Genomic DNA, 25,577 nt, shown 5'->3' with positions numbered 1-25,577 from the left:
TTCTCCATCTGTTAATTCGCAGAGAATTTTTCAAACAAGAAGTTTGCTGGTTTGATATTTTCAGTTTCTAACCAACCACGTACCGCTTCTACCATTGGTACCGGACCACATAGATAAACATCGATATCACCACCGTTTAACCATTCACTTTCAATATGACCAGTGACATAGCCTTTGCGTTCATGGTTGCTCTCAGGGCTTGCGACCACAGTGCGATATTCAAACCACGGGAACTTTTCCTGCAACTCGTTGAGCTTTTCTAAAGCAACCAAATCAAAGTCATTGGTGACACCAAAAACCAAGCGAATAGGTTGTTCTGAACCTTTCTCTTCGAGTACTTGTAACATTGACATAAATGGGGCAATGCCAGTACCACCTGCCAGCATAAGCACTGGACGCACTACATTACGCAAATAGAAGCTACCGAATGGTCCGGTAAAAGTCATTTTGTCGCCAGTTTTGGCATTCTTACTTAAGAATTCACTCATCTTGCCATTTGGTACGTTACGGACCACAAAGCCCGTTAAACGATTACCCGGTTTTGAGCTAAATGAATATGAACGGGTTTCGCCAGTTTCTGGAATTGCAACGTTGACGTATTGACCTGCAAGGAAATGAATATCCGGTTGGCCTTCATCAAGTTGAATATCAAAAGTGATGGTTGAGTCTGATAAATTTTCAACTCGGGCTAAGGTACCTTGGAAGCTATGAATTTCTGTTTTGCAGACATTTGATGAGGCTTGGATCTGGAATACGGCATCGGAAGTTGGACGACATTGGCAAGCAAGAATATAGCCTTGCTCAGCTTCTTCTGGTGTTAATGCATCTTCAATATAGCTTTCTTCTGGCATGTCATAACTACCGGACTCGCAAAATGCGCGGCAAGTTCCACATGCACCATCACGGCAATCCAAAGGAATATTAATTTTTGGCGATAGGCTGCGTCAGATAGGGTTTCGCCTTGAGCTACGCTAATGAAACGTGTAACACCATCTTCAAATTGAAGTGCAACATTGTGGTTTGACATGGCATGTATCCTACAAAATATTTGAAACTTTTACCCTCAGCCAACAGTCCGTTTAACTGAGGGGGTATGTCTTAAAGGTGGTAGATATCAATCACTTGATTGATATAGTCGTTTTTCAAAACGACATACTTGCTCAAGATTTTTGGTTGATCACCTGAAAAATCGATCACATAACGTGACATACCGAAATAGCTGTAATTTGTCTTGTAACGGAAACTCAAGGTATTCCAGTTAAAGCGAACAGTAACTTTGTCGCCGTCGCGATCGAGAACTTCAACGTTGGCAATATTGTGGCTTGTACGTGTGTCCGGCATGGTTGCGGATGAACGCTCGGTTTTAATACGGAACACTCGATCCTCTAAACCTTGACGGTCTGGATAATAAATAAGTGAAATTTCAGATTGCGGATCTTCAGTTAATCTATCGTCGTCGTCCCAAGCTGGCATCCAGAAAGAAGCTTCTGGCGCATAGCATTCAAGCCAGTCCCTACATGGGCATAGCCTTGATAGGCCTGATATTCAAGTGGAGTCACCGCCGTTAAAAAGAGTTTGATGGCATTTAAGTAGCGTTCATTGCTGACATTCATCTGACCGTTGTTTTGAGCAAACGCATCAAAAATGGCATAAAGTTTTTTCTCTTTTTCTGCCTGATATTTCCAGTAAGCATCCATGGTTAAACGGAATGGATCTTCCCATTTAGACCAGTCCGTAATTTTGATGCCTTCAAATTCTTCATAAGGGAAGGCGTCTTTACGGTCAGCATAGGAAAAGTCCCAGTCCAGATCACGGGTTAATGCGCGGTAACGATCTTTAGCATTTAACTTTTTGCTGGTTTCTTTCGTTTGAGTTGTCATGATTGATCATCCTTAAATCTTTGTTAAACAACGTCTATGTTGTGATTAATTCCAGTGAAGGCGGAAAGTATCGTCATCTTCTTCGACGTTGCCGCCCAGCGTAATCATGTTGAGTTGTAACGATTGGATGTCCCAATCTTGGCCTAGTTTTTCAGATACAGTTTCGGCTTTAATCACCAAATCAGTTTCACTTTCAATTCGGATCATGGCGGGTAAATACTGAATTGAAGCTTCAGGGTTATCTTCTTCAATCGCTTCGATGATGTAGCGTGAAGTATCGTTGTCTTGTAATGCGAGATAGACTTTAGACATGTTGCTTCTCCTTAAGCATTTGCAAGTTTTGGTTGTAGGCCGAGTTTTTTTGCGCGTTCAATAACGGCATGTTCTGCTTGATTGACTGCATCTGCTGATAAGGCTGCTGTTGCCCACGGTGTAAAAGCTGCTTGTACTTGAGTTAAAGACTGAGTGAACCATTCATTTAATAGCTGTTTGTTGTGATCGGATTCTGCTGCCGCAGTTTTAATGACGGTGTCTGACCACTTACGTAAATCACCTAAAGTGTCTTTCATAAACTCAGTCAGCATGGCTAAGTCGCGAGCATTTTGAGTGACTAACCACTGATCAAACTGTTGATAGACAAGCTCTGTCACAAAGCCGTCAATCACAAGGTTCTGTAATAAAAAGAGTTTGAAGTAGTCTTGCTCGGTGAGGCTTTCTTCACACAGACGGCGTAAGCCTTGCCATGCAGGATGTTGCATCCAAGCCTGTTTTGCCTGCTGTAGTGAGTCGCCGCTGTTGCCATCTAAAGCTAAGCCAATACGCGAGATGTACTGTGCAATTCCTAAATGATCCATCGCGGCATAAATACAAGCTTGGGTTAGCACGGTGCCATATCCATAGGCACTGCCAGACATCATGTGTAAGTTTGCAGTTTGTTCAACGTGGCGAAATGGCAATAGGTACTCAATGACTTTGGCTTTGACTTCATCAGACAAATGTTCTGCAAGCTGACGTTTTTCAAAAAAAGCAAAATTACTTTCGGCGGTGTCTTGTAAACGTGCACGATGTTGAACATAAGTTCCATAATAGAATTGACGTGGATCTTTAAATGCATACCAATCTTGCATTTGCAGAGCAGTATGGGTTTTATCATTTAAAGTCTTTTCAGGTTTCCACAAAGGACGATAGTGGAAGTTAGTTTCAGCTTGTACATCGAAGCTTACTTCTTGATATCGAGTTGCTGGCTTACTACCAAATCGTCTTTCGATATAGGCGTAGTTCTGGCGGATAGGTTCGACATTTGACGTTTTGATTTCTAAAGTCATGGCTTTATCTCCTTATATTTTTTACATCTGATCATCGTGATCGTTGCTATTACGTTGTGTGCCGACTAAGGTTGCTTCAGTGCCATAGCGCCATTTTTCTTCCTGAGCATCATTAAAAGCTTGCTGTTCTTGGGTCATTTCAACCACTTGATTGGTCTTACAAAAATCATTAAATGCATGTTTAGGCAAAACCAGTTCCACAAATAGACTGGGGTCATAAATGGCAAAATCGAATTCGATAAACTCTGCGTTTAAGTCACCAGTGACCCGAATATATTTGGTTAATGCTTCGACTTGAGGTTGCGTCATGCTGTACTCCATCAAGACATGGTCTTGAAATTGATGAATGCTCCTTGCTCTCGCTATAAGCTTTACAAAAGCTATGCCAATTTTATTTTTATAATTAAAAACAATTGCTTAGTATTTTTATTGAAAGTGCAGCATTTTTAAAATTCACCTTTTCATGAATTTTTTTGAATGGTGAAATAGAGATATTCATGATTTGATGAAGTGGGTCGTAAAAATTTCTTTTTAGATTGTTTGGGGCTTTAAAAGGAGAGATTTAGAAATACTTTTTTAGTATGAAGTTATGTCTTTAAGGTACTAGGACATTTATCTGGTTCTTCGATAAGATGAGATAAAACCAAAATGTGTTTAATGGATTAAAACAGATCACTCATGGCTCGAGTAAAATACGATAAAACGGGACGATACGCAGATCATCCGCAAGAAATTCACGATTTGCTCTCTAAACTGCACTTTGATACTGCCCACGGCCAAATCTGGTTTGATGAATATCGAATGCTGCTTTTACACACCAGCATTATGGGATATTTGCGTAAAGACTTAGCGCACATGATTGGGCTTGAGCGAACCAAGCGTTTTTTTATTCGTTTAGGGTATCAAGCTGGGTTAAAGGATGCAGAAGTTACAACAAAAATGCGTCCCGATTTAAATGAACACGATGCTTTTATGGCAGGCCCACAAATGCATGCGATTCGTGGAATGGTGCAAGTACAGGCCAACCAGCTCAATTTAAGCCACGATAAAAAACAGTTTTATGCCGATTTAAATTGGCTTAACTCTTTTGAAGCCGATGTGCATTTAGAGCATTTTGGCCCAAGTGATGAACCTGCGTGTTGGATGCTTCTGGGTTATGCATGCGGATACAGCAGTTTTGCGACAGGCATGACCATTATTTATCAAGAAATAGAGTGTAAAGCTTGCGGCGATGAGCATTGCCGTATTATTGGTAAGCCTTTAGAAGAGTGGGAAAATGCAGATGAGCTGATTCAATTCATGTCACCGGAACCCATGGAGAAAGAACTGATTGCGTTGCAGGCTGAACTTTTTGAACTAAAAAAATCAATTTATAGCGATAGTGAAGCCGATTACTAATTATTTAGTTCTGTGGGTAAGTCAGCATCTTATAAACAGGTCTGTGCATTATTAACCAAAGCAGCAGGTTCGAAAGTTTCCATTTTATTACAAGGTGAAACTGGCGTTGGTAAAGAAGCTTTTGCACGAGGGGTTCATGAAAATAGCCAAAGAAAAGACCAACCTTTTATTGCGGTAAATTGTGCAGCGATTCCGCCAGAGTTAATTGAGTCTGAGCTATTTGGGGTAGAAAAAGGGGCTTATACAGGAGCACATCAATCTCGCTTGGGTAAGTTTGAACGAGCCAATGGCGGTACGATTTTTTAGATGAGGTGATTGAGCTTTCTCCTCGTGCACAAGCAGCACTATTACGCATTTTGCAGGAAGGTGAATTTGAGCGAGTAGGAGATTCACAGACACGTATTTTAGATGTCCGTGTAATTACAGCAACCAATGAAGATCTTGAGCAGGCTGTAAAAACAGGGCGATTTCGGGCAGATTTGTATTATCGCTTAAATATTTTCCCAGTGCAGATTCCGCCTTTGCGAGAGCGCCGTGAAGACATTCCTTTACTAGTTGAACATTTTCTTCGTCGCTTTGAAAAAATGTACGGCAAAACTATTCAGGGTGTAAGTGAAAAGACCAAAGTTTTTATGCAGCAATATGAATGGCCGGGCAATATTCGTGAGTTGGAAAACTTATTAGAAAGGGCGGTTTTACTAACGGACGATCAGCAGCTGATTAAGTTAAATGCCATTTTCCCTCAGATCAAGCATGACCCAGAGCAGGCTGTAGCTGTTGAAACTGACTTTGAACAATTGTTGCAGGCAGAGTTTAATTTAGAAGAACACGAGAAGCAGTTAATTTTAACGGCTTTAAAAAAGGCAAATCATAATGTGTCTGAAGCGGCACGTTTATTAGGGCTAACTCGGGCAGCACTGGATTATCGAATTAAAAAATTTCAGCTTTGAGTCAATATCAACAAGCTAAAAAATAAAGGCCTAACTTTAAAAGTTAGGCCTTATTCACTATTGCACTTTCGCTGGGAAACCATCTTCTTCAAGTGCTTCGGTAATTTTATCGACACTTTCACTACTTTCAACAGTTACGATTTTAGTCGCTAAGTCTACATCTACTTTTGCATTTGGATCGACATCTTGAATCGTTGCAGTCACACCACGCGCGCAGCCACCACACGTCATATTTTCAATAAGTAGTTTCATCTTCATACTCCATCAAGAATGAGATATTTGTTTGGATAACACTGAGTCTAAACCTTGTCATGATTGTAAGGTCAAGACCAAATTTTTAAAAAAATATGCTTGACCTTCCCATGATGGGAATCTGTATGCTCAATACAGAATATTAAATTTTGCAGATTTGCAGAGGTGTTTGATGGACTCAAAAACCACAAAATTGCCAGCATATAGTGAAACACTCTCAATTGAGGGCATGACTTGTGCCTCCTGTGTAGGACGTGTCGAAAAAGCACTTAAGAAAGTTGAAAATGTAGAGATTGCCAATGTTAATTTGGCAACAGAGAAAGCCGTTGTTTATTCCAATCAACCGATTCAGCGTGAAGCACTGGTTAAAGCAGTTGAACGTGCGGGTTATGATGTTCCAAAAGCTGCGCCAGTGGAGTTGTCTATTGAGGGCATGACCTGTGCATCTTGTGTTGCACGTGTAGAAAAAGCCCTAAAAAAAGTAGACGGCGTTCAAGAGGCAACCGTCAACTTAGCAACAGAGCAAGCTTGGGTGCAGGCAGATAATTCAGTCAACGTCGAAGACTTAATTCGCGCTGTTAAAAAAGCAGGTTACGACGCGAAAGCATCTGAAAAAAATCAAGATGTACAACTCGATAAAAAAGCTTCAGAGTTAGATCAGCTTAAAAAAGATTTGATCATTTCGATTGTATTGGCCTTACCTGTGTTTATTTTGGAAATGGGTTCACATCTCATTCCAGCTTTTCACATGTGGGTCATGAACACGATTGGTCAATACAATAGCTGGCTTTTACAGTTTGTTTTGACCACATTAGTTCTCATTTTTCCTGGTCGCCGTTTTTACCAAAAAGGGATTCCAGCTTTATGGCGTTTAGCACCAGATATGAACTCGTTGGTCGCTGTTGGAACCTTGGCTGCCTACAGTTTCTCAGTCGTAGCTACCTTTATGCCGCAGGTTTTACCACAAGGTACCGTCAATGTTTACTTTGAAGCGGCTGCCGTTATTGTCAGTTTAATTTTACTCGGACGTTATTTCGAAGCCAAAGCTAAAGGACGTACTTCACAAGCCATTCAACACCTAGTGGGAATGCAGCCTAAAACGGCTCGTATCCAGCGTGATGGTCAAGTGGTGGAAGTTGCAGTTGCCGACGTGGTCAGTGGAACTATTGTAGAAATTCGCCCAGGTGAACGTGTACCTGTCGATGGTGAAGTGGTTGAAGGGCACAGTTACATTGATGAATCTATGATTACGGGTGAGCCTGTCCCTGTTGAAAAAATAGTAGGGCAACAAGTAGTTGGGGGTACAGTCAATCAAAACGGTACTCTAAACATTCGGGCAACTGCCGTTGGTTCTTCGTCTGTACTTTCACAAATTATTCGCATGGTTGAGCAAGCCCAAGGTTCTAAACTTCCGATTCAGGGGTTGGTCGATAAAGTCACTATGTGGTTTGTACCGGTAGTGATGTTAATTGCTGCAATTACTTTCTTGGTTTGGTTTATTTGGGGGCCAGAGCCTGCGCTCACTTTTGGTCTGGTAAATGCTGTTGCGGTACTCATTATCGCGTGTCCTTGTGCGATGGGACTTGCAACACCAACCTCAATTATGGTGGGTACTGGACGTGGTGCTGAGTTAGGAGTCCTATTCCGTAAAGGTGAAGCTTTGCAGCTTTTGCAAGAAGCGCAGGTTGTTGCAGTCGATAAAACTGGAACACTCACCGAAGGTAAACCGACACTCACTGACTTTAATGTGCAATCTGGCTTTGAACGTAAACAAGTGCTGACTTTAGTTGCCTCAGTCGAAGCTAAGTCTGAACATCCAATCGCTTTAGCTATTGTTCAAGCAGCAGAAAGTGAAGGCCTAAACTTATTACCAGTAACAGCATTTAACTCGATTACGGGTTCAGGTATTGAAGCAGAAGTTTCAGGTCAAAAAGTACAAATTGGCGCAGATCGTTATATGCACCAACTTGGTTTAGATACCAGCTCATTCCAAGCGATTGCTGCTCAGTTAGGTGAAGAGGGCAAAACACCGCTGTATGTTGCTATCGATCAGCATCTTGCAGCAATTATTGCCGTTGCAGACCCAATTAAAGAAACAACCTATGCTGCGATTGAAGCCTTACATCAATTAGGTCTCAAGGTTGCCATGATTACAGGAGATAACCGTCATACGGCGCAAGCAATTGCCAAAAAACTGAACATTGATGAAGTTGTGGCCGAGGTTTTACCAGAAGGTAAAGTAGACACAGTTCGCCAATTGCAAAAACAATATGGTCGCTTAGCGTTTGTAGGTGATGGCATTAACGACGCACCAGCCTTAGCGCAAGCAGATATTGGTTTAGCCATTGGTACAGGAACTGATGTTGCTATTGAAGCTGCCGATGTTGTGCTGATGTCTGGTAGTTTAAAAGGTGTACCGAACGCAATTGCGTTAAGTAAAGCCACTATGCGAAACATTCGTCAAAACCTATTCTGGGCATTTGTATATAACGTTGCCCTAATTCCAATTGCAGCGGGTGCCTTATATCCAGCTTTTGGTGTATTACTTTCGCCAATGTTTGCGGCAGGTGCGATGGCACTTTCTTCAGTCTTTGTTTTAGGCAACGCGTTACGTTTAAAACGTTTTCACGCGCCAGTACAGTAAGCGTGCTGAAAAGCAACTTTTGGTTTAAGATCATGACAGCAGGTCTTAAACCAAATTTAATATTTGAGGTGTGAGATGAATATCGGTCAGGCATCCAAACATTCGGGCATTTCAGCGAAAATGATTCGCTACTATGAAGAAATCGGTTTACTTGAAGCAGCACAGCGTTCTGCTTCTGGCTATCGTATTTATTCAGAAACAGACCTTAAAACTTTAAACTTTTTAAAACATGCCAGAGAATTAGGTTTTTCATCCGAACAGATGAAAGAGCTTATTTCGCTTTGGAAAAATACCGATCGGCATAGTGCAGAGGTGAAAGCCTTAACAGTAAAACACATTGCTGAATTAAAGCAAAAAATTTCTCATTTACAAGAAATGGTTAATATTTTGCAGGCTTCTGCCGATGATTGCTGTGGTGACCAGCAGGCTTCGTGTGCGATTTTAGACCACATTGAAAAAGGTGTAGGTGTAAGTTAAACCTTATAAAAATAAAAAAGGAAAAATCATGGCTTATACAGCTTCTTGTCTTTGTAATGGCATTCAACTCCGTATTAATGCCGAATTAGAACCCATTATGGTTTGTCATTGTAAACAATGCCAAAAAGCCCAAGGCGCTGCTTTTGCGGCCATCACTCAAGTACAAAAAAGTGACTTAAATGTGGTACAGGGTGAAAACCTTTTACAGGCTTATTTTGCATCGCATAATAAAAAAAGAGTATTTTGTAAAACTTGTGGCTCGCCTGTCTGGAGTGAACGTTTAGATAAACCAGAAGTGGTGCGTTTAAGAGTAGGGCTCATTAATGAAGATATATCGACGCGAGTTATCTCTCATGCTTTTGTTGCTTCAAAAGTGAAGTGGTATCCCATATGCGATAATGCCCGCCAATACCCAAATGCGGTAGAAAACCCTTGAAATATGAAGGTTTGAAAGTATTTTGTTTATTTGTAAAAAAACGTGAATAAGACTAGTCATGAATAAATAATGTGCTATAACTGTACCTAAGGTAATCGTAATATCTCCTCGATCCACAGGGAAACTTGGTACAGGGCAAAAGATACGATAAGACCTTACATATAGCTAGCAAAGAGCATGTAAGAGATGGATAGACACAAATCTTAGATTGCTCACCGTTGCAGAAAAGCCCGTGAAACGGGCTTTTTTAATGCTTGTAAAAACTATTTCTTATTTGGAAAGATTATAGTTTTTTAAACTATTTATGAAAAAGTAATGTAAAAATAACAAAATATTTTAAATATACAGACTATTCTGTATTGCAATTTGTTTTTATTAAGGGTACATTTAGTCAACGGTTTAAAGTTCAAGCTTAATAATGAACTCATGGTCGTTGTGGGAGATCTAAGAGCCTGCATTTTCCCCAAGATGCGGGTTTTTTTATGCCTAAAGAAAAGTAGTTTTTCATCTCATCTAAAAACTTTAATTTTCTAATTGTTTGTTCTTTAAATATTAAAAACCCACGAGCCTAATAGGCCGTAGGTTTCTACAATAAAACTAGAAGTTAAGCACGATATGCCAGACAAGCTTTAGCACATGCTAAACAAGCTTTGGCACAAATCTGGCAATGCTCATGTTCGTGTTTGCTACATTCAGCTGCACAAAGTTGGCACGCGCTGGCACATAATTGCATGGCTTGTTCAGCAAGCTCTGAATGTCTTAATTCTAAAGATGTGCAAAGCTGACAGGTTTCGACACAGGTTAAACAATGTTTAATACATTCACGCATCATATGCACATGTTCTTCTTGCAAACATGCTGAGGCACAATGTTTACAAGCAAACATGCATTCAATGCAGGCTTGAACTGAAGTAGATGCTTGATTAAACAGAGATTGATTTGGTTCTTGCGAGCTATTCATTTTAATATTCTCCTTTTGAAAGGCTATTATTAAAAAACCGAATATTGTTATCTTTTTTCATTTTATAAAATCATTTTTCCTATTGGGCACTTTGAAATGAAAGGTCTACAAATGCTCAATAAGGAATTAACCTCGTATAAGAATGTTACAAGTGTTTTTCTAATTAAATTTTTTAAAAGGTAAAAAATAGATTGCTCAAGACAAACTACAAAATTTATTTTCATATAATACTTTTGGCTAATTTTTTTATGGATGAAAATTAGGCAAATTATCAGTGTGAACTTTAAGGGCACACGTAATGGAAAACATTGAACAGTACGCTCACGGAGCTGAGCATGAAGTCCACGTACACTGCAAACGATCATTAAGCACATTAATACTGAGCCTGTTTGTATTAATCGCAACTGGTCGTTAAAAGAAAAAGCACCCACGGGTGCTTTTTCTGTATCTATTGACTATTGATAGTTTTGTTTAAGAGCCTGTAAAGCCGCGCCGTTTTTTATAGGCTTTACGATCATAAGAGGGAATATTGGACTTTTGAAGATCAATAGACAGTTGTTTTTTGCGTTGAAATTGCACTTCACTTAAAAGTGCATCATAAATTTTGGGACGATCAGTTTTAAACTTTTCTACATCCAATGGAATTTTACTTTCCTGTTTAACAATATACAAAACAGAACCATTGGCATTAGTTTCATATATTGTCCAACCAACTCTTACCATGTAGAGACCGGTTTTTGCATCCTTTCCTAAATAAGCTTTAAAACCATCGGGATGAGGGCGAACATAAGCATTCATCATGCATCCTCCATCAACTATTTAATTCGATGAAAGCGGCGATTAATGAATTGATGGGGAACGATACATCTATTCAGTAAAATCACGATTTTCATGTGTATATATATTGATCAATTTGGTAATTTCAAGGCGTGTGATATTTGTTTTTTTGCTATTTAAGAAGTGGGAAAAATGGCCTAAAAAATATATAAATAATCACTTATTTTAAAAAAAATATATGATTTTGGAGTTTAATATCTTTTTAAGTTAATGCAGTGTTTTTTTATAAATGTGTGACGCATTTTGCAAATTTAAAATTGGAACAAATTTTAATGAATATAAATTCACTTTTTATTAAATTATTAATTTTAAAAAATAAAAAGTATTTGTAATATTTCTTGTTACAACGATTTTGTCGACAATAGATGCTCATTTTTGACATATTTCGCCTAGCGTAATCAATCGAGTTTTTGGCCTATGGTGTCATTTTTATTTATTGGACTTGTGGTCACTATTTTGTTGACTCCAGGACCAACAAATACATTATTAGCCTCGGCTGGCTTGCAAGCAGGGCTAAAGCACTCTCTTAAGCTAATTCCGGCAGAGGTAATAGGTTATCTGATCGCGATTACCTCATGGGGTGTTTTACTTGAGTCGGTATCTCATTTTATTCCATGGCTTCCTGCTATATTAAAATTGATGAGTGCGAGTTTCATTCTTTATCTCGCTTTTAAACTTTGGATCACTTCAACCGAAGATATTAAGTTAGATCGCCCACTGATTACGCCAAAAGCTTTATTTCTTGCAACACTTTTAAACCCGAAAGCTTTGCTCTTTGCTTCGGCGATTTTTCCACATGCAGCGTGGGAAGTTCCGCATTTGTATTTTATTCACATTGTTGTCTTTTTATCTTTAATTACCCCAATTGCTTTTTTATGGATTATGTTTGGAACTGTCCTCATTTCAAATAAAGTAACTTGGTTAAATCAACGCAATTTACAACGTACAGCTGCATTTATTTTAACTTTTTTTGCTATGCCAATCGGCTATTCTGCGATTAGCTCATTTTAAACTTAACCCATTATTTATATTAAAAATTTATTTTTCAGGAGATTTTTATGAAAAGATTAAAAGTAATTATCAAGGACCAGTTTGATAAAGAATCAATCGCTTTGGCAAAAGTTAGACCAATGAATGACCATGCACTTGAACTTCATAAAAGTGTTGAACATATTGAAATTAATGACGATATCATTTTACCAAACATGGATTTGTTATATGAGAATCCTAAAGACGGCAAAATTTATCAATTAATTGGTCCATGCAGTGAGGAATAACTCTTAAATTAAATTTAAAAATAAGCATCAGCAGAGTTTGTGTTTCTTACGGTCTTAGATGGTGGAAATTAAGCCAAACTAACGTATAGACACAATTAAAATATTGAACATCGCAGGTCGTTATGGGACTATGTTTTTGCAAAAATGTGACCTAATCCTCATTTTTGCATTTCAGGACTAAGTGGTGTTCACTAAGCCCATTTCTTCAATGAGAAGTAGAAATGGGCTTTTTTTATGGAAATTTTATTCTTTAAAAGTCTCATCTAAAGCTTGTTGGACAGCTTCAATTCGAGATTTGCAAGCTTTATAAGCGCTAATAGACTCTTCAACAATTTTCATTAAATTATCTATATCAGGACTTTCCTGTGATTCTAACAATTCAGCATTTTTCTTCAAAATGTCATGGCCATCCTTAAAGGTTAACTCTTCATTCTTCATTTGGGATTACCTGTGTAATGTTGGCTTCAACTACGCCATCTTGCATTTCAATGGCAATGGAGGGGCTTGAAATTTGGTGTATAGAGCGAATCGCTTTTCCTTCGGATCTGACAATTGCATAGCCTTTAGCTTGAACCTGTTTAGGGTTTTGCAAAAGGATTTCTTTCATTAATGACTCGATTTGAGCTAAGGAAAATTTAACTTGTTGCTGTGAGCTGAACTGAATACGTTCTTTCATCTGGTCAAGTAGACGATGCGCCGAGTTAAGTTGATTTTGTGCAGAAGAATTAATGTGATGAAGCAATTGATCATTTTTGCTTTGATAAGTCGTGATTTGATGCTGAGAAAGCAGTTTAATCGTTTGTAGACTATCTACCGCTTCTTGTACATGTTCAACAATATGATTACGAATACCAGCAATCACTTTACTTGGAGTATCAAACGAACGATGTGCGATCTCATCAAGGATGGTACGGTCTTTTTCATGCCCGATACCGACCCAAATCGGAACGCTGCGTTTACAGAGAAGTGCGGCAAGCTCATAATCATTTAAGTAAGCTAAGTCATTTACAGCACCACCACCACGAATAATTACAATCAGATCTGGTGGAAAGTTATAACGATTTGCCCATTGCTTTAAACCTGTTGCCAAGGACTCCATAAGGCTAACAGCAGCAGTATTCCCCTGAAAGGTCGCACTTTGATAAACAAAATGACAAACCTTATTTCTTTCTAAAGCATCTGCATCTTTTTTAAAGTCACCCAAACCTGCAGCATTTTGAGGAGCAATCACTAAAACATTTGCAATATCAAAAGGGGTAGGGAGAAGTTTATTTTTATGAATCAAACCTTCTTGGGTTAAACGCTCTACAATTTGTTGATAACGTTTTGCAATTTCCCCAAGTGTAAAACTTGAGTCAATTTCTTCGATATTGACTGAAAATCCGTATTGTGGATCAAAACGCGCTCTAATTTTAATTAAAACGTTTAAATCACTTGCTAACTCAATTCCTGTTTCACGTTCAAACTTTAAAACAATTTTACTCGCTGAAAATTTCCAGATGGTTGCCTTACAACTGGCAATCACTTTATCGGTGTCAACATCTTTCTCTGCAAGTTCTAAATAGTAATGTCCACCTTTAATATTTAAATTCCGAATCTCTGCTCTAACCCATACCGGTTCGTCAAAGGTCAGGCGTATGACTTCCTGCACAGTGCCGAGATATTCGCTTAGAGAGAACTGAGGATCAGACATATAAACTATTAATAATGGGATGAAACTAGATAGTATAAAAGCTATCCAAGCAAGGCAATTGATGTCTATGAATATCGCGTTCTATTTAAAATAAATACAACAATTTAAAGAAACAAAAATTAGAAATTACGATGTCGATTTGGACTGAATGGTAAAAATAAAAATTAATAAAAAGATAATTGTTAATAATTACAACCGATTAAAAAATAAAGTTTGCTTTATAAAATATATAGGCGTATAAAGCATACTTCCAATTGCGGGGTGGAGCAGTCTGGTAGCTCGTCGGGCTCATAACCCGAAGGTCGTTGGTTCAAATCCGACTCCCGCATCCAAAAAATATTATGCTCTGTGATGTACTACTTTTCATGATACGAACTCATGAAAAGCAATTAGCTTATAAATAACCCTATATCAAGCTAAATATTAAATTCTAGACGAACTGTCCATACCTTAAATCTAGCGTTCTAATTAAATACCGTTAAATCACATGAGCTCAGTAATGAGTGAATACGATTGTGAATATAGTAAATGAGTGGCACATTGCCACAGCCGTAAATGGCAATGAAATCAATGTGAGGATTATTCCTCATGTGCGTAAGCAAAATTCGCTTGATGGATATCGTTGGGTAGAAGTTGGAAAGAAAATTCAGCTTCAAACTGGTGAAGAAATTGAGCTAAACCAAGATGGAAAAAGCTTTTATGCTGGTTTTAATCAACTTTATCGTTTAAATACATATTGTTGATAACATCATGGTACTAAAGCAAGAAAACCTATCTCTTTTAAAGGAGATAGGTTTTTTTATATCTATAAGTCATATAAATAATTAAAATTATAAAAAAGTAAGAAATTTGAAAATGATAGAATTATTATTTTAGCTATATTTAATAACTCATTTAACCTGCTCGCCAGAACTGACGGCCCATTACTTTAAAGTTTTTCCCGTTCTCTTCAGTTACACGGCGGTCTCTAAATTTTTCATTTAAACTATGCAAAATTAAAGAGCCATCAGCTTCTTTAAAAATTTGTTTAATCATTCCCTCGCCAGCGAAATAAACAGCATAGATTTCTCCATCAATTACTTCTGTCTGAGAAATATCAATGCCGACCAAATCTCCATCTTTGATGTAGTCAGTCATGCTATCGCCCTTAGCTTTAATAATGCGCATACATTCCTGAGGAACGCGCTTTTCTTTAAAGAAAGAAGCAGGGAAAGGAATTTTTCCATTAATTGCATCAAAATGAAATTCGATTGATTCACCTGTACCACAAGAAAAACTTGCTTCAACTACTTCAATCCAGACATATTGATCTACTACATCACTGCTGACAACGGTGGGACTAAATACATCACTTTCTCTAAAAGAGTCTTCTGTGTTACCAGTAGTAAGCCAATAAGCGTCTACACCTAAAAACTGTGCAATGAGTGGAAGAAAAGCAGATTTTAAATTCTTTCCCGATTCTAAAGCTTGATAGGCAGGCTGAGACATTTTTACTGCTTCAGCAACTTCTGCCTGAGTTTTCTTAGCTTTAATCCTTGAATCTTTTAAACGGTCTTTAAGAGCCATAATGATCGCACCAGCTAACTTATCACAAATATATAACTAAAGTTATATCTAGTAAAACAACTATAGTTATTGACTAATAATAACTATAGTTATAATATCAATTATAAGAGCTCATTGATAGAACTAATGCAATATTTTTACTAAAACATATTTTTATTTTGTATCAATGGCTTGGTAAGTAGTGATCAGTATTCTGCCTCAATGGACGACAGAATATAAAATGGCGATAGTAAATCAGTGGTAGAGATCGGCTATCAAAAAATAAAAAATGAATAAAAAAAGCCCGATTCCGTGGATCAGGCTTAATGTTCGTCGATAAAGGGTATCAAGAACATGAAGAATCTAACAAAGAATTTAATGGCTCACAAAAGTTTCCGATATACGGCAGCGTGTTATCTCAACTTTTTGGTCAAAAAAGATAAGTCATATATGTATGCCAGTTTTAAAAGAAAAAAGAACGGCTAGGCTAAGCACGGGTGTATAGCAATTTTTTATAAAAATATGAGAAATAACAATGTAGTAAGTACGATTATTTTTCAAATTTTAAGTATGAGACAGGATTGTATTATGGAAAATTTTTTAACATTAAATGGACTAGCTTCTATTTTTAAGCTGTATGGTACGGTCATGATGATCGCTTTAGCAGTAAGCTTAGTCGTAGCGGTGGTTTTAATCATGCGTTTCCCACGTTCGCCTCAAGAATGGGTAGTAGGTTTGATTTGTACTATTGTCTCAAGCTTGACTGGTGGTTCATTCATTATCATGAAATGGGACTTACATGAATGGGTGACTGATATATGGGGCATGATCACTTTAGGTGGATTCTTCTTTATTTGTGGCTTACCTGGTTGGGCAATTGTGAGGTGGATATTTAACTTCATTAATAAACAAGAAGGAAAAACTATTGTTGAAGTAATGAAAGACTTAAAAAAAGCAAAAGATGATATTCAAAGTTAATAGCTATCAGCGAGTTATATAAATGAGGACAGGCCCATGAAGGTTGAACAATATCTAGATGCACTTATAAAACGTGAAGGTGGTTATGTAAATGATACGCTTGACTCTGGACATGCCACCAAATTTGGAATTACTCAAGCAGTTGCACGTAGCTATGGATATCAAGGTGAAATGGAGGATTTACCTTTAGAAACTGCAAGAGATATTTATAAAAAGCAATATTGGCTTGAGCCGCGATTTGATCAAATTAATTTGATTAGTCCAATCATTGCTGAAGAACTGCTCGATACAGGAGTAAATTGTGGTCTTGGTTTTACAAAACCACTTCTACAACGTGCTTTGAATTTGTTAAACAGACAAGGAAAAGAGGGATGGAGCGATCTTAAATTAGATGGTCAATATGGGACTTCTACCTTACAGGCTTTATCACTCTATATTAAAAATCGCGGTCAAGAAGGGGAAAGAGTGATGGTACGTCTTCTAAATATTATGCAAGGCCAACGCTATATTGAAATTACAGAGAAAAATCCAAAGTATGAACAATTCTTTTACGGATGGCTTGCTAACCGTGTGAGTTTTTAAAAAGACCAACTTGCTTGAGCTGAATACATATAGCAAGTTGATCCATTCTTCTTTTTATAATACAAATTCTTTATTGAGTAATAAGTAAAATGGCGAGAAGAAAGAAAATACAACCACTCACTTTATTCAGTTTTGCAAAATTATTTCCGGCAAGCATTTTCTCTTTAAAAATTGAAGAAAAATTAGCATAAACTAAATGAATTAAAAATCCGATAAAGCAAAAGGTTAAAGATAAAATGAGAAATTGATTTAATATTTCTTTTTTAATATCAATAAACTGAGGAAAAAGTGCAATAAAAAAGACAATCGTTTTCGGATTAAGTAATGAAGCAAATAGCCCCTGATAAAAAAGTTTTGATTTCTTCACGATTTTATCGTTGTGTTCAGTTTCTAGTAAATCTTGAGTAGGAGATTTGTTTATAAAGTTTTTATAACCTAAATACATAAGATAAAAGGCCCCAATAAACTTTAAAACAGTAAAGATGGTGGGGTTACTGGTAATAATGAGACCAACACCACTTGCAGAAATCACAGCGATAATGAACATACCAATGATTAAACCGCTAATACCGAATAAAGCGGTACGAACACCGTAATTTATTGAATTTGTTACTGTAAATAAAACGCCTGGTCCAGGGCTAGATAAGGTAAGAAAAGCAATGGTTATAAAAACTAAGAGACCGTTCACGTGGCTACTTCCTGTTTATCATCAATATGTTAAGCTGCACACGTACTTTAAATCAGAATACATAAAGTGTATATATACAGGTCTGTATATTTTATAAAAAAGTAAAATATTTTAGTAAGATATTAAAGTAGTTTTAGAGCGTAAAGAGAGGCTTAATAATTTTCAAAAGATAAAATTTTATAGTATAAAAATAAGATATATTTAATTAATATATTGAAGTTAAAACAATTAACTAAATTAAAAAATAGCATTTAAAATCAATAGATAAGTGATCGTTAGAGACGCACAAATTGTGTGGAAAATCAATTAATCAAGATAGAGATTGCAATTCGTTAAGAAGCGTGTATAGTCGACATTAACTACAAAAATATTCATGTTACCCTAAATCTCTCTTTTCGTAGTTTTATTTATAATCCTCCGTATATTATTAGATATTTAAGTAGAGTGTATATTTTTTAGTTCAATTGGAATACCCAATAACAAATGATAATGTTTTTAAAATTAGGATTAATTTATGTCTAATGCTACTGGTACAGTAAAATGGTTTAATGAAACTAAAGGTTTTGGTTTTATTCAAACTGATGAAGGTAAAGATGTTTTTGCACATTTTTCTGAGATTCAAACACAAGGCTTTAAAGTTCTTCTAGAAGGCCAGCGTGTTCAGTTTACTGTGACACAGGGTAAAAAAGGCCCTCAAGCTTCGAATATCACAATTGTGACGAATGCTTAAATAACATAATTTGATGATTTTATTTGATTTATTTTTTGGCCATTTGCTCAATTAAATAACATGAAATCATCTACGTAGTTAAAAAACCCACTTCTTCCTTTGTGGGTTTTTTATATAAAATATTAAATAAGTTGATTATTTGTTTTATATAATATAAAAATTAAATTTGTGTTGTATAAGTTAACATTATAACTGGTATAAAAATGGATATTTGTATTGGCGGTATTTTAAACGGTAAAGTAAGAAAAATTAATGAAGATAGTTTCTGTGTTGGAAACCCTCATTCAGATGATATAAATGAGTACTATAAGCAATACTTTCATTTAGGTGGAAAGCTTTTGTCATTTTGGGTATACAGCGAAATAAATTATCAGGAAGCATCACGAATAGCGGAAAGTTTCTTAAAAAAAGAACAAAGATCTTTAAGTGGATGTTAAATAAAACCACTTTAAGTCTGGCAAGTATATTGCTTAAATCAGATAAGCTATAATTAATTTTTAATTACATATTTTTAACAATTTAGTTTAATTTGTTATTCATAACGTCATAAGTAATAGAGTAATCTTAGCTCAAAATAGAGTTTAGTTGTAAAATTAAACTTAACATTCATAAAAATTTATTAAATTTTTATTGTATTAACGGTCCATGACTTAAGTCATAAATAATATTTCTTTTTGTAGTATATCTAAAGGAAGGAAATAATTCTAAATGTTGAATATAGTACAACCAAATATTTGCTTCATCGGTAGTAGTAATTTGTCTTTAGCTTTAATTGGAGGTTTGGTTTTAAAAGGATTTCAAAAAGAAAAAATTAATCTTATAGAGGAAGGAAAGTTTGATAATGAAATCATTCTAAAGCAAAAGCAGCATGAGGTAAAAAAGGCTGATATCGTTGTTCTATTAGTAGACCCAAAAAATCTAAAAGTCATCTTAGCACCATTAAAAAAATGGTTAGCTGATAAAACTATTCTATCGATGATGGCTGGAATTAATATCAAACAACTCATGAATATTACGGGTTCAAAAAAGGTTATAAGAATCATATCTAACCCACCAGTATTAACTTATACAGGTACTCATGTGTTGATTGGTTCAGAATATCTAGAACCTTTAGATAAAGAGTTAGTTGAGACAATTTATTCAGCCACAGGGCAGACCTATTGGGCAAATTCAGAATCAGAAAGTGATGCCATTATCGCGTTATCGGGTTCAGGCCCAGCGTACTTCTTTTATATCCTCGACAGTATGGTAAAAACTGGTGTTTCTATGGGGCTAGATAAGCAGTTTGCTTTAGATCTGGCACTTCAAGCAGCGTCAGGTGCTGTAGACATGGTGCGTAAAAGTAATGTTCAGCCAAGTGAGTTATGTGGCAAGGTCACATTAGCTAATGGCATTACTGAATCTGCATTACGAATGTTTGAGCTAGGCAATCTTTCCGATGATATTCGACTGGCTTTAAAAGCAGCTTATCATCGCAGTAAAGAAATAAGTCTAGAGATTAATGCTGAAATTGCCAGACATAGCGTTAACTGATGGCTAAGTACCTTTCAATCTTGAGATAACTTAAATTTTGAAAGGTACTTTTCATGCTTAATAATTCATGGAATTTGTAGGAAATATTCCCAAATAACATAGCCTAAGCCAAACCCTAACATTGAATAGAGAGTGATAATAAATAATACAAAACTAGCTTTATTTTTCTTTCTTAAAAAATTCATGTTAGCTACCTCGTGTCTAGATAGTTACTATCATGAAGAAATACAATGTGTAATCATAGATACAGAATTTTTTCAAAAAAATATAACAGATAGATCAGTGTTATAAATTTATCTTTAATTAAGTTTTTTTAAATTATCAACTTAAAGAAAGACAATCTCGATATTGAGTTTTATCATAGAAAAAGCAATTTAAAAAATAAGTTTCTCATTGATTTATAAAACTATTATCTTAGAAGAGTATGTCTAAAAAATAATCATTTACAATTGAAAGAAAACATTTCTAATTAGTTAAAATTATTAAATAAAATTGTGGACCAGTTAACGTAATATGAATTTTTTTGTGGTTCATTCTGGTGCAATTTTACATAATATTGGTAATTTTTACATTGAAAGCTAATTTGATTTCACTCAATTACAATTAATTCTTCATAATCAAAATATGAATTTTTTTATTTTCAATTATTTATAAAAAATTGAGGAGGAAGAAATGCCAAAGTATTTAGCTATAGCGGATAAAGTATATAAGGAAATTAAAAAAGACAATTTATTTACGGATGATATGATTCAAAATTTGAATTGTTTAATTAGCCTGATTCGTAAAGCAATTAAAGGTACTGAGTTCAAACTTAAGTATAATTTTATAAATTTTGAAGAATGCCTAAATCAATTTAATAAAGAAAAATCAGTCCATATAGATTTAAGTTTGATGCCTAAGTTTAAAAATGAAGGCGAGTTTATTTTATGGTTGGCTGGTTTTATTGAACGAATGACGGTAGGCGGAAAGGAAAAGCTGCCTCCAATTTCAAACTATATTCCGAAAGACTTTAAAATGGATAAGATCGAGATTCCAGCTGCTGCTGATCCAAGTAGAGAAGAAAATGCAGAGATGATTATTAATTACTTTAAATCTGAGGACTATATTAAAAATAGTAAACTGTCTTCATAAAATATAGAAGTATTCATCCACCATACTTCTATATCTCGCTGATAGAATTCAGCTACCGCTTTCTGGGGCGGTTTTTTCTGTTAAAACCGTTAATGGTACATATTTATGCCAATTAAAAATGTCAGAAAATATGGAAATGTTTTATGAGAAAATATTAATGATATAAAAAATAGTAGGTTAAGCAATGAATTGTTATTTTTATTAAAATATTTTTCACATAAAAATACGCTTAAATTACGTATAGAAACATTTACTCGTACATAATTTCCAAAAAAATAGGAAGATAACGAGATGAATGAGAATGCTGAACTCATTAAATATTTAGATATTGCTGAAAATGTATACGCCAATATTTATGAAAAGTACCAGATTACTGATAATCCGGTGACTAATCTTAATAGAGTCATGGCTGAAATTAGAAAAGAAGCTGAGCAAATCAATTTAAAACTAAAATATAGCAAAATTGATTTTGAAGAATGTTTAAGTAAGCCTCTTTCTGAAAGAGAGATAAAAGTTGACTTGAGCTTACTTCCGCGCTTTGAGTATCGTGATGAATTTATTTTATGGTTGGCCAATTTTATTGGAAACATTAGCGTTCAGAAAAAATTTATAAAACAAAATTACCAGTTTAATTAGCTTTTCAAATTTTTAGTTCCTTAAAATTTCTACAGATCAGCGATATAAAAAAAATAATAAAGTGCGCTTTTTAGAGGTAACTTTCATGAAGAATATTACTGAAAAATCGCTTTTTGATGTCTTCACACAACATCAAGCCTATCTTTATCGAGCATCTTCCAGATCGGTAAATGAGCTTTTTAGATTTTTTAATACTGAAACAATAACTATGCTTGATCGTTTGGGGCATTTAATAAAAGAGCTTAATGATACTGAAAGGGCGGCTTTAGCAGGTGGAGAATACACAACTCGTCACCTTAAAAATATTCAACTTGTAATTTCAGATTGGTTTAATTCAATTAACACTGTTTTGCCGGAAATCTTTACTCACTCGGCAATTGCTTTGGCTATATATGAGTCAAACTATATGGCCAAACTATTTGGTAAGGTTATTAAAGAATTAAAGGGAGAACAGCTTTATCAGTCAATAAAACGAGTGCCTTTAGCGGGTGGTGCCTTAGTTGGTGAATCCTTAGCTCAAATTAGTGAGAATGCCCTGCAAAGAATTGAATATGCTATTCGCGATGGAATGAATACAGGCATGACACCTCAGCAAATTATTAGGCGTATTACTGGTACGAAACGCCTTAAGTATGAAGATGGATTGCTCAACAGTACCAGAATTGATATTGAGCGTATTGTCAGAACCCTGCGGAGCCATATCTCAAATCAGGTCTATTTATATAACTTCAAAAAATTTAATTTTGAATATGTCAGGTTTGTGAGTGTACTTGATGGGAGGACTTCTAAAGTTTGTGCAGCCATTGACGGTTCAATTTGGAAATTGAATGATCCAGCGAAAAGGGTGCCACCTTTGCATCCCAATTGCCGGAGTATTCTGGTTCCTGTTAGTAAGGACGGAAGGCTTATTGGTAATCGATCTTTTATTATGGATGAAAGAAGGATGCGAGACATTCCTAAAGATGAACGGGCTCAATTAATGGGTCAAATAGATGCAGATATTTCCTTTAAAGAGTTTTTTAAACTGACCGATAATTTTTTCCAAAAAGAATGGTTAGGCCCTAAACGCTATAAATTATATAAAGAAGGGCAATTTGATTTTGACAAATTCTTTGATCCTAAAGGCCGACTTTATACTTTGGATGAGCTAAGGGAGCTCGATGAGCGAACCTTTAAAATACTTGGGCTGTAATTTTAAAGGATAACTTGTTACCCTTGCGCGTGAAATTAAGGTGAGATTATGAAATTTATATTCCTCTTTATGAGCGCGATCACTCTTCCATGCTATGCTGCATCTGAAACTATGGAAACGCATTATTGTTATCTTGTGAAAAATGCTGCAAAAGGCGTTATGGATGCGAGACAACATGATGTACCAGTGATTGAACTACAAGAGATTGCTAATCATCTTGAAGAAGCAGAGGCAAAAGAGCTTTATCAACAAATTATAGATACAGCATATTCTTCTAAGTTATTTGAAGATCCTTTAACCAAGACAAAAGCTGTTGAAGACTTTCAAATGATATGGCATGAAAAATGTTTAGCGAAGAGTTCTATAAGCTGAGCTATATACATAATTAAGACCTGCTCATGGAGTAGGTTTTTTATTTAATTCAAGCAAATAACAATAAAATTATTAGAAAATAAAAACTATAGATAAAGTGAAAGTTATAAAAATAACTACAAAACTTGAGAGTAATAAAGAACAACCTAATATTTATGACATTAAGATGAAAAAGTTTGTATAACAAAGTGTTTGCAACAAATTAAGAACTCATCCTTTCAATTAACAGATCAAAGTATTCATTATTGGGGAACTTTGTAGTTTATTTTTACTCTTAATTTCAGCTTAAGGCTTGATCTTTTAGATATTGGCTAATCGGTGAATATGTTTGGAGAACATGCAGTGATGAGTCATGAAAGTTTATCTAAAAGTTTAAGTAAAGTTCCAGAAGTTACGTTACTGTTCTGGATCATTAAAATTGCTGCTACCACTTTAGGTGAAACTGCTGGAGATGCGCTATCTATGTCCCTTAATTTGGGATATGGAATTAGTACAGCTATTTTCGCAGTGATATTTGCAGTTTTTGTTGGCTTGCAAATTAAAGCCAAAAAATACAATTCATTTTTTTATTGGGCGACCATTATTGCCACGACCACATTAGGAACGACAATTGCCGACTTTGTTGACCGAACTTTAGGTGTGGGTTATGCAGGCGGAAGTTTAATATTGCTTATTTTATTAGGTCTCTCTTTGTTTGTCTGGTATTTAAGCTGCGGCACAATTTCGGTAAAAAGTATTCAATCTGCTAAAAGTGAAGCCTTCTATTGGCTAACCATTATGTTCTCTCAAACATTGGGAACAGCATTAGGTGATTGGACTGCGGATACTCAAGGGTTAGGGTATACCAGCGCTGCTTTAATTTTTGGTACTTTGTTATTGGTTTTAGCAATCTGCTATTTCTATACCAAAATCTCAAGAACATTATTATTCTGGCTGGCCTTTGTTCTTACTCGACCGCTCGGAGCGGTTTTAGGTGATTTCCTCGATAAACCTATCGCACATGGTGGATTAGAGCTAAGCAGATTTAGCGCATCTTTCGTTTTGTTGGCTTTTATTGTGGTCTGTTTAATGGTCTTTAAACCTAAAGCAGCAGAGACAGCACATTAACTTAACTGTTAAAAAAGGCTGCATTATTCTGTTGGAGGATGTGGTCTTTTTTTATTTGAGCGCAAAAGGTTAAATGAAATCTTGTTAACATTTTATTTTGGACGTAAAAAAGCCCTTGCTCGGGAGACTTTGCGATAATATACTTTTAAGCTAATTTTTAATTTCAATATCAATAAAAACTTAATGATGGGTTTAATCATAAAATATTAGACCTCTTGCGAAAGTAAAAACCACCTCAATCTAAATTTCATGAGATATCAGAAATTAAATCGTTTTTCAGATTCTGAATTCCAGCGCTTGGTTGGTGTACCTCGACCAGTTTTTAGTGAAATGATCGAAGTTTTAAAAGAAGTAGAATCACTTAAAAAGAAATCTGGGCGTCCTCATACTTTAGCTATAGAGGATCAATTATTATTAACACTCAATTACTTACGGAATTACAGCACTCAATTGGAGTTGGCTGCAAATTACCATATCGCTGAAAGTAATGTGAATCGAACCATTAAAAAGGTTGAAGATGCATTGATGAAATCAAGACGGTTTACTCTGCCAAAACGAAGCATTACCACAGCAGACGAACAGTTTAACTGGGTCATTATTGATGCGACAGAATGTTCAATAGAACGTCCGAAAAAAAAATCAGAGTAAGTTCTACAGTGGTAAAAAGAAGAAACATACGCTAAAAGCACAAGTGATCTATCATCCGAACAGCAAACAAATCATAGGGCTAGATATATCGAATGGCAGTCAGCATGACATTAAATTGGCAAGAAGAACGGTTAAAAAATTCAAACATTGTAAATATGTTATGACCGATTTAGGGTACTACGGATTAGAGCAAGATGGCTTTAAATTATTGATGCCAATAAAGAAAAAGAAGAATTTACCCTTATTTGATGTTGAGAAAAAGTACAATAAAATGATTGGAAAAATACGAGTTGTGATCGAACATA

27 protein-coding genes, 1 tRNA gene and 5 pseudogenes are annotated in these 25,577 nt (G+C 35.8%); 19 read left to right on the top strand and 14 right to left on the bottom strand.

The window, feature by feature from the left end:
* Positions 1-11 precede the first annotated feature (11 nt).
* The 6 genes and pseudogenes from benC to J582_RS18265 all read right to left on the bottom strand — a co-directional run bounded on the left by benC (position 12) and on the right by J582_RS18265 (position 3,514).
* Positions 12-1,027: pseudogene (gene benC / locus J582_RS18290) on the bottom strand (benzoate 1,2-dioxygenase electron transfer component BenC).
* Between the two features lie 52 nt (positions 1,028-1,079).
* Positions 1,080-1,512 (bottom strand): annotated as a pseudogene (benB, locus tag J582_RS18285) (benzoate 1,2-dioxygenase small subunit); the annotation flags it as partial.
* Positions 1,467-1,880, bottom strand: a pseudogene (locus J582_RS18280) (phenol 2-monooxygenase); the annotation flags it as partial. The pseudogenes benB and J582_RS18280, both read right to left, overlap by 46 nt.
* A 45-nt stretch (positions 1,881-1,925) precedes the next feature.
* Positions 1,926-2,192, bottom strand: a complete 267-nt coding sequence (locus tag J582_RS18275; protein WP_000049448.1) for an MmoB/DmpM family protein — start codon at positions 2,190-2,192, stop codon at positions 1,926-1,928.
* An 11-nt stretch (positions 2,193-2,203) separates the two neighbouring features.
* Positions 2,204-3,205 carry an aromatic/alkene monooxygenase hydroxylase subunit beta gene (locus tag J582_RS18270; protein WP_032048353.1) on the bottom strand — a complete coding sequence of 334 codons (1,002 nt, stop codon included), beginning with the start codon at positions 3,203-3,205 and terminating at the stop codon, positions 2,204-2,206.
* A 21-nt stretch (positions 3,206-3,226) separates the two neighbouring features.
* Complete coding sequence (locus tag J582_RS18265; RefSeq protein ID WP_032048352.1) at positions 3,227-3,514, bottom strand: phenol hydroxylase subunit; 288 nt, start codon at positions 3,512-3,514, stop codon at positions 3,227-3,229.
* Positions 3,515-3,883: 369 nt separating this feature from the next.
* On the opposite strand from J582_RS18265, the pseudogene mobR reads away from it, so the two are divergent.
* Positions 3,884-5,553, top strand: a pseudogene (gene mobR / locus J582_RS0104955) (phenol degradation transcriptional regulator MobR).
* Positions 5,554-5,610: 57 nt separating this feature from the next.
* Here the strand turns inward: mobR and J582_RS18260 are convergent.
* A complete protein-coding gene (locus tag J582_RS18260; RefSeq protein WP_006580764.1) occupies positions 5,611-5,811 on the bottom strand; it encodes a heavy-metal-associated domain-containing protein in 201 nt (66 codons plus the stop codon).
* Between the two features lie 166 nt (positions 5,812-5,977).
* On the opposite strand from J582_RS18260, the gene J582_RS18255 reads away from it, so the two are divergent.
* From J582_RS18255 to J582_RS18245, 3 genes are all read left to right on the top strand, one after another.
* Positions 5,978-8,449 carry a heavy metal translocating P-type ATPase gene (locus tag J582_RS18255; protein WP_032048351.1) on the top strand — a complete coding sequence of 824 codons (2,472 nt, stop codon included), beginning with the start codon at positions 5,978-5,980 and terminating at the stop codon, positions 8,447-8,449.
* Positions 8,450-8,524: 75 nt separating this feature from the next.
* The gene (gene cueR, locus J582_RS18250; protein WP_004887985.1) at positions 8,525-8,926 is read left to right on the top strand and encodes a Cu(I)-responsive transcriptional regulator; all 402 of its coding nucleotides are present in this window, start codon (positions 8,525-8,527) and stop codon (positions 8,924-8,926) included.
* Between the two features lie 28 nt (positions 8,927-8,954).
* Positions 8,955-9,362, top strand: a complete 408-nt coding sequence (locus J582_RS18245) for a GFA family protein (protein ID WP_004887983.1) — start codon at positions 8,955-8,957, stop codon at positions 9,360-9,362.
* Positions 9,363-9,966: 604 nt separating this feature from the next.
* Here the strand turns inward: J582_RS18245 and J582_RS18240 are convergent.
* Positions 9,967-10,323 (bottom strand): four-helix bundle copper-binding protein, encoded by a 357-nt coding sequence (locus J582_RS18240; RefSeq protein ID WP_004709792.1) that lies wholly within the window; start codon positions 10,321-10,323, stop codon positions 9,967-9,969.
* Positions 10,324-10,794: 471 nt separating this feature from the next.
* Positions 10,795-11,124: a hypothetical protein gene (locus J582_RS18235; protein ID WP_004887981.1), complete on the bottom strand. Its 330-nt coding sequence runs from the start codon at positions 11,122-11,124 to the stop codon at positions 10,795-10,797.
* A 453-nt stretch (positions 11,125-11,577) separates the two neighbouring features.
* Here J582_RS18235 and J582_RS18230 point away from each other — a divergent pair, with 453 nt between their 5' ends.
* Positions 11,578-12,171, top strand: coding sequence for a LysE family translocator (locus tag J582_RS18230; protein ID WP_002048762.1), 594 nt, complete (start codon positions 11,578-11,580; stop codon positions 12,169-12,171).
* A 47-nt stretch (positions 12,172-12,218) separates the two neighbouring features.
* Positions 12,219-12,437, top strand: coding sequence for a hypothetical protein (locus J582_RS18225; RefSeq protein ID WP_004887978.1), 219 nt, complete (start codon positions 12,219-12,221; stop codon positions 12,435-12,437).
* Between the two features lie 243 nt (positions 12,438-12,680).
* Here J582_RS18225 and xseB read toward each other — a convergent pair whose 3' ends face one another.
* Both xseB and xseA read right to left on the bottom strand, forming a co-directional pair.
* Positions 12,681-12,875 carry an exodeoxyribonuclease VII small subunit gene (gene xseB, locus J582_RS18220; RefSeq protein ID WP_004709785.1) on the bottom strand — a complete coding sequence of 65 codons (195 nt, stop codon included), beginning with the start codon at positions 12,873-12,875 and terminating at the stop codon, positions 12,681-12,683.
* The gene (gene xseA, locus J582_RS18215; protein WP_004887976.1) at positions 12,865-14,130 is read right to left on the bottom strand and encodes an exodeoxyribonuclease VII large subunit; all 1,266 of its coding nucleotides are present in this window, start codon (positions 14,128-14,130) and stop codon (positions 12,865-12,867) included. Before xseA ends, xseB begins: the two co-directional genes overlap by 11 nt.
* Positions 14,131-14,385: 255 nt before the next feature.
* Here xseA and J582_RS18210 point away from each other — a divergent pair.
* Both J582_RS18210 and J582_RS18205 read left to right on the top strand, forming a co-directional pair.
* Positions 14,386-14,462: transfer RNA gene (locus J582_RS18210), tRNA-Met, on the top strand.
* 180 nt (positions 14,463-14,642) lie between these two features.
* The gene (locus J582_RS18205; RefSeq protein WP_025466846.1) at positions 14,643-14,873 is read left to right on the top strand and encodes a hypothetical protein; all 231 of its coding nucleotides are present in this window, start codon (positions 14,643-14,645) and stop codon (positions 14,871-14,873) included.
* 151 nt (positions 14,874-15,024) lie between these two features.
* On the opposite strand, the gene J582_RS18200 is transcribed toward J582_RS18205, so the two are convergent.
* Complete coding sequence (locus J582_RS18200) at positions 15,025-15,696, bottom strand: XRE family transcriptional regulator (RefSeq protein ID WP_002048763.1); 672 nt, start codon at positions 15,694-15,696, stop codon at positions 15,025-15,027.
* A gap of 627 nt (positions 15,697-16,323) precedes the next feature.
* Here J582_RS18200 and J582_RS18195 point away from each other — a divergent pair.
* The gene (locus tag J582_RS18195) at positions 16,324-16,653 is read left to right on the top strand and encodes a hypothetical protein (protein WP_272480772.1); all 330 of its coding nucleotides are present in this window, start codon (positions 16,324-16,326) and stop codon (positions 16,651-16,653) included.
* Positions 16,654-16,689: 36 nt separating this feature from the next.
* Positions 16,690-17,235, top strand: a complete 546-nt coding sequence (locus J582_RS18190; protein WP_004887974.1) for a glycoside hydrolase family 108 protein — start codon at positions 16,690-16,692, stop codon at positions 17,233-17,235.
* Positions 17,236-17,305: 70 nt separating this feature from the next.
* Here J582_RS18190 and J582_RS18185 read toward each other — a convergent pair whose 3' ends face one another.
* Complete coding sequence (locus J582_RS18185) at positions 17,306-17,923, bottom strand: LysE family translocator (RefSeq protein WP_004887973.1); 618 nt, start codon at positions 17,921-17,923, stop codon at positions 17,306-17,308.
* Between the two features lie 514 nt (positions 17,924-18,437).
* Here J582_RS18185 and J582_RS18180 point away from each other — a divergent pair.
* The 3 genes from J582_RS18180 to J582_RS18170 all read left to right on the top strand — a co-directional run bounded on the left by J582_RS18180 (position 18,438) and on the right by J582_RS18170 (position 20,186).
* Positions 18,438-18,653 carry a cold-shock protein gene (locus J582_RS18180; RefSeq protein ID WP_002048761.1) on the top strand — a complete coding sequence of 72 codons (216 nt, stop codon included), beginning with the start codon at positions 18,438-18,440 and terminating at the stop codon, positions 18,651-18,653.
* Positions 18,654-18,856: 203 nt separating this feature from the next.
* A complete protein-coding gene (locus tag J582_RS18175) occupies positions 18,857-19,090 on the top strand; it encodes a hypothetical protein (RefSeq protein ID WP_002048783.1) in 234 nt (77 codons plus the stop codon).
* A 271-nt stretch (positions 19,091-19,361) separates the two neighbouring features.
* Positions 19,362-20,186: a pyrroline-5-carboxylate reductase family protein gene (locus J582_RS18170; RefSeq protein WP_004887972.1), complete on the top strand. Its 825-nt coding sequence runs from the start codon at positions 19,362-19,364 to the stop codon at positions 20,184-20,186.
* Between the two features lie 65 nt (positions 20,187-20,251).
* Here the strand turns inward: J582_RS18170 and J582_RS26160 are convergent, their stop codons facing one another.
* Positions 20,252-20,371, bottom strand: coding sequence for a hypothetical protein (locus J582_RS26160; protein WP_002048755.1), 120 nt, complete (start codon positions 20,369-20,371; stop codon positions 20,252-20,254).
* A gap of 487 nt (positions 20,372-20,858) precedes the next feature.
* Here J582_RS26160 and J582_RS18165 point away from each other — a divergent pair, with 487 nt between their 5' ends.
* From J582_RS18165 to J582_RS26155, 6 genes and pseudogenes are all read left to right on the top strand, one after another.
* Entirely contained in the window at positions 20,859-21,317 is a 459-nt protein-coding gene (locus J582_RS18165; RefSeq protein ID WP_004887971.1) for a hypothetical protein, read from the top strand.
* Between the two features lie 291 nt (positions 21,318-21,608).
* Positions 21,609-21,953 (top strand): hypothetical protein, encoded by a 345-nt coding sequence (locus tag J582_RS18160; RefSeq protein WP_002048765.1) that lies wholly within the window; start codon positions 21,609-21,611, stop codon positions 21,951-21,953.
* An 85-nt stretch (positions 21,954-22,038) separates the two neighbouring features.
* On the top strand, positions 22,039-23,145 hold the full coding sequence (locus J582_RS18155; RefSeq protein ID WP_004887970.1) for a minor capsid protein: 1,107 nt from the start codon (positions 22,039-22,041) through the stop codon (positions 23,143-23,145).
* A gap of 48 nt (positions 23,146-23,193) precedes the next feature.
* Complete coding sequence (locus tag J582_RS18150) at positions 23,194-23,517, top strand: hypothetical protein (RefSeq protein ID WP_004887969.1); 324 nt, start codon at positions 23,194-23,196, stop codon at positions 23,515-23,517.
* Positions 23,518-23,862: 345 nt separating this feature from the next.
* A complete protein-coding gene (locus J582_RS18145) occupies positions 23,863-24,624 on the top strand; it encodes a membrane protein (protein WP_004709759.1) in 762 nt (253 codons plus the stop codon).
* Positions 24,625-24,873: 249 nt separating this feature from the next.
* A pseudogene (locus J582_RS26155) lies at positions 24,874-25,577 on the top strand (IS5-like element ISAba27 family transposase); the annotation flags it as partial.

The organism is Acinetobacter sp. 1566109, assembly GCF_000582255.1.
Taxonomy (GTDB): Bacteria; Pseudomonadota; Gammaproteobacteria; order Pseudomonadales; family Moraxellaceae; genus Acinetobacter; species Acinetobacter nosocomialis.
This window is presented reverse-complemented; position numbering and strand designations above follow the sequence as displayed.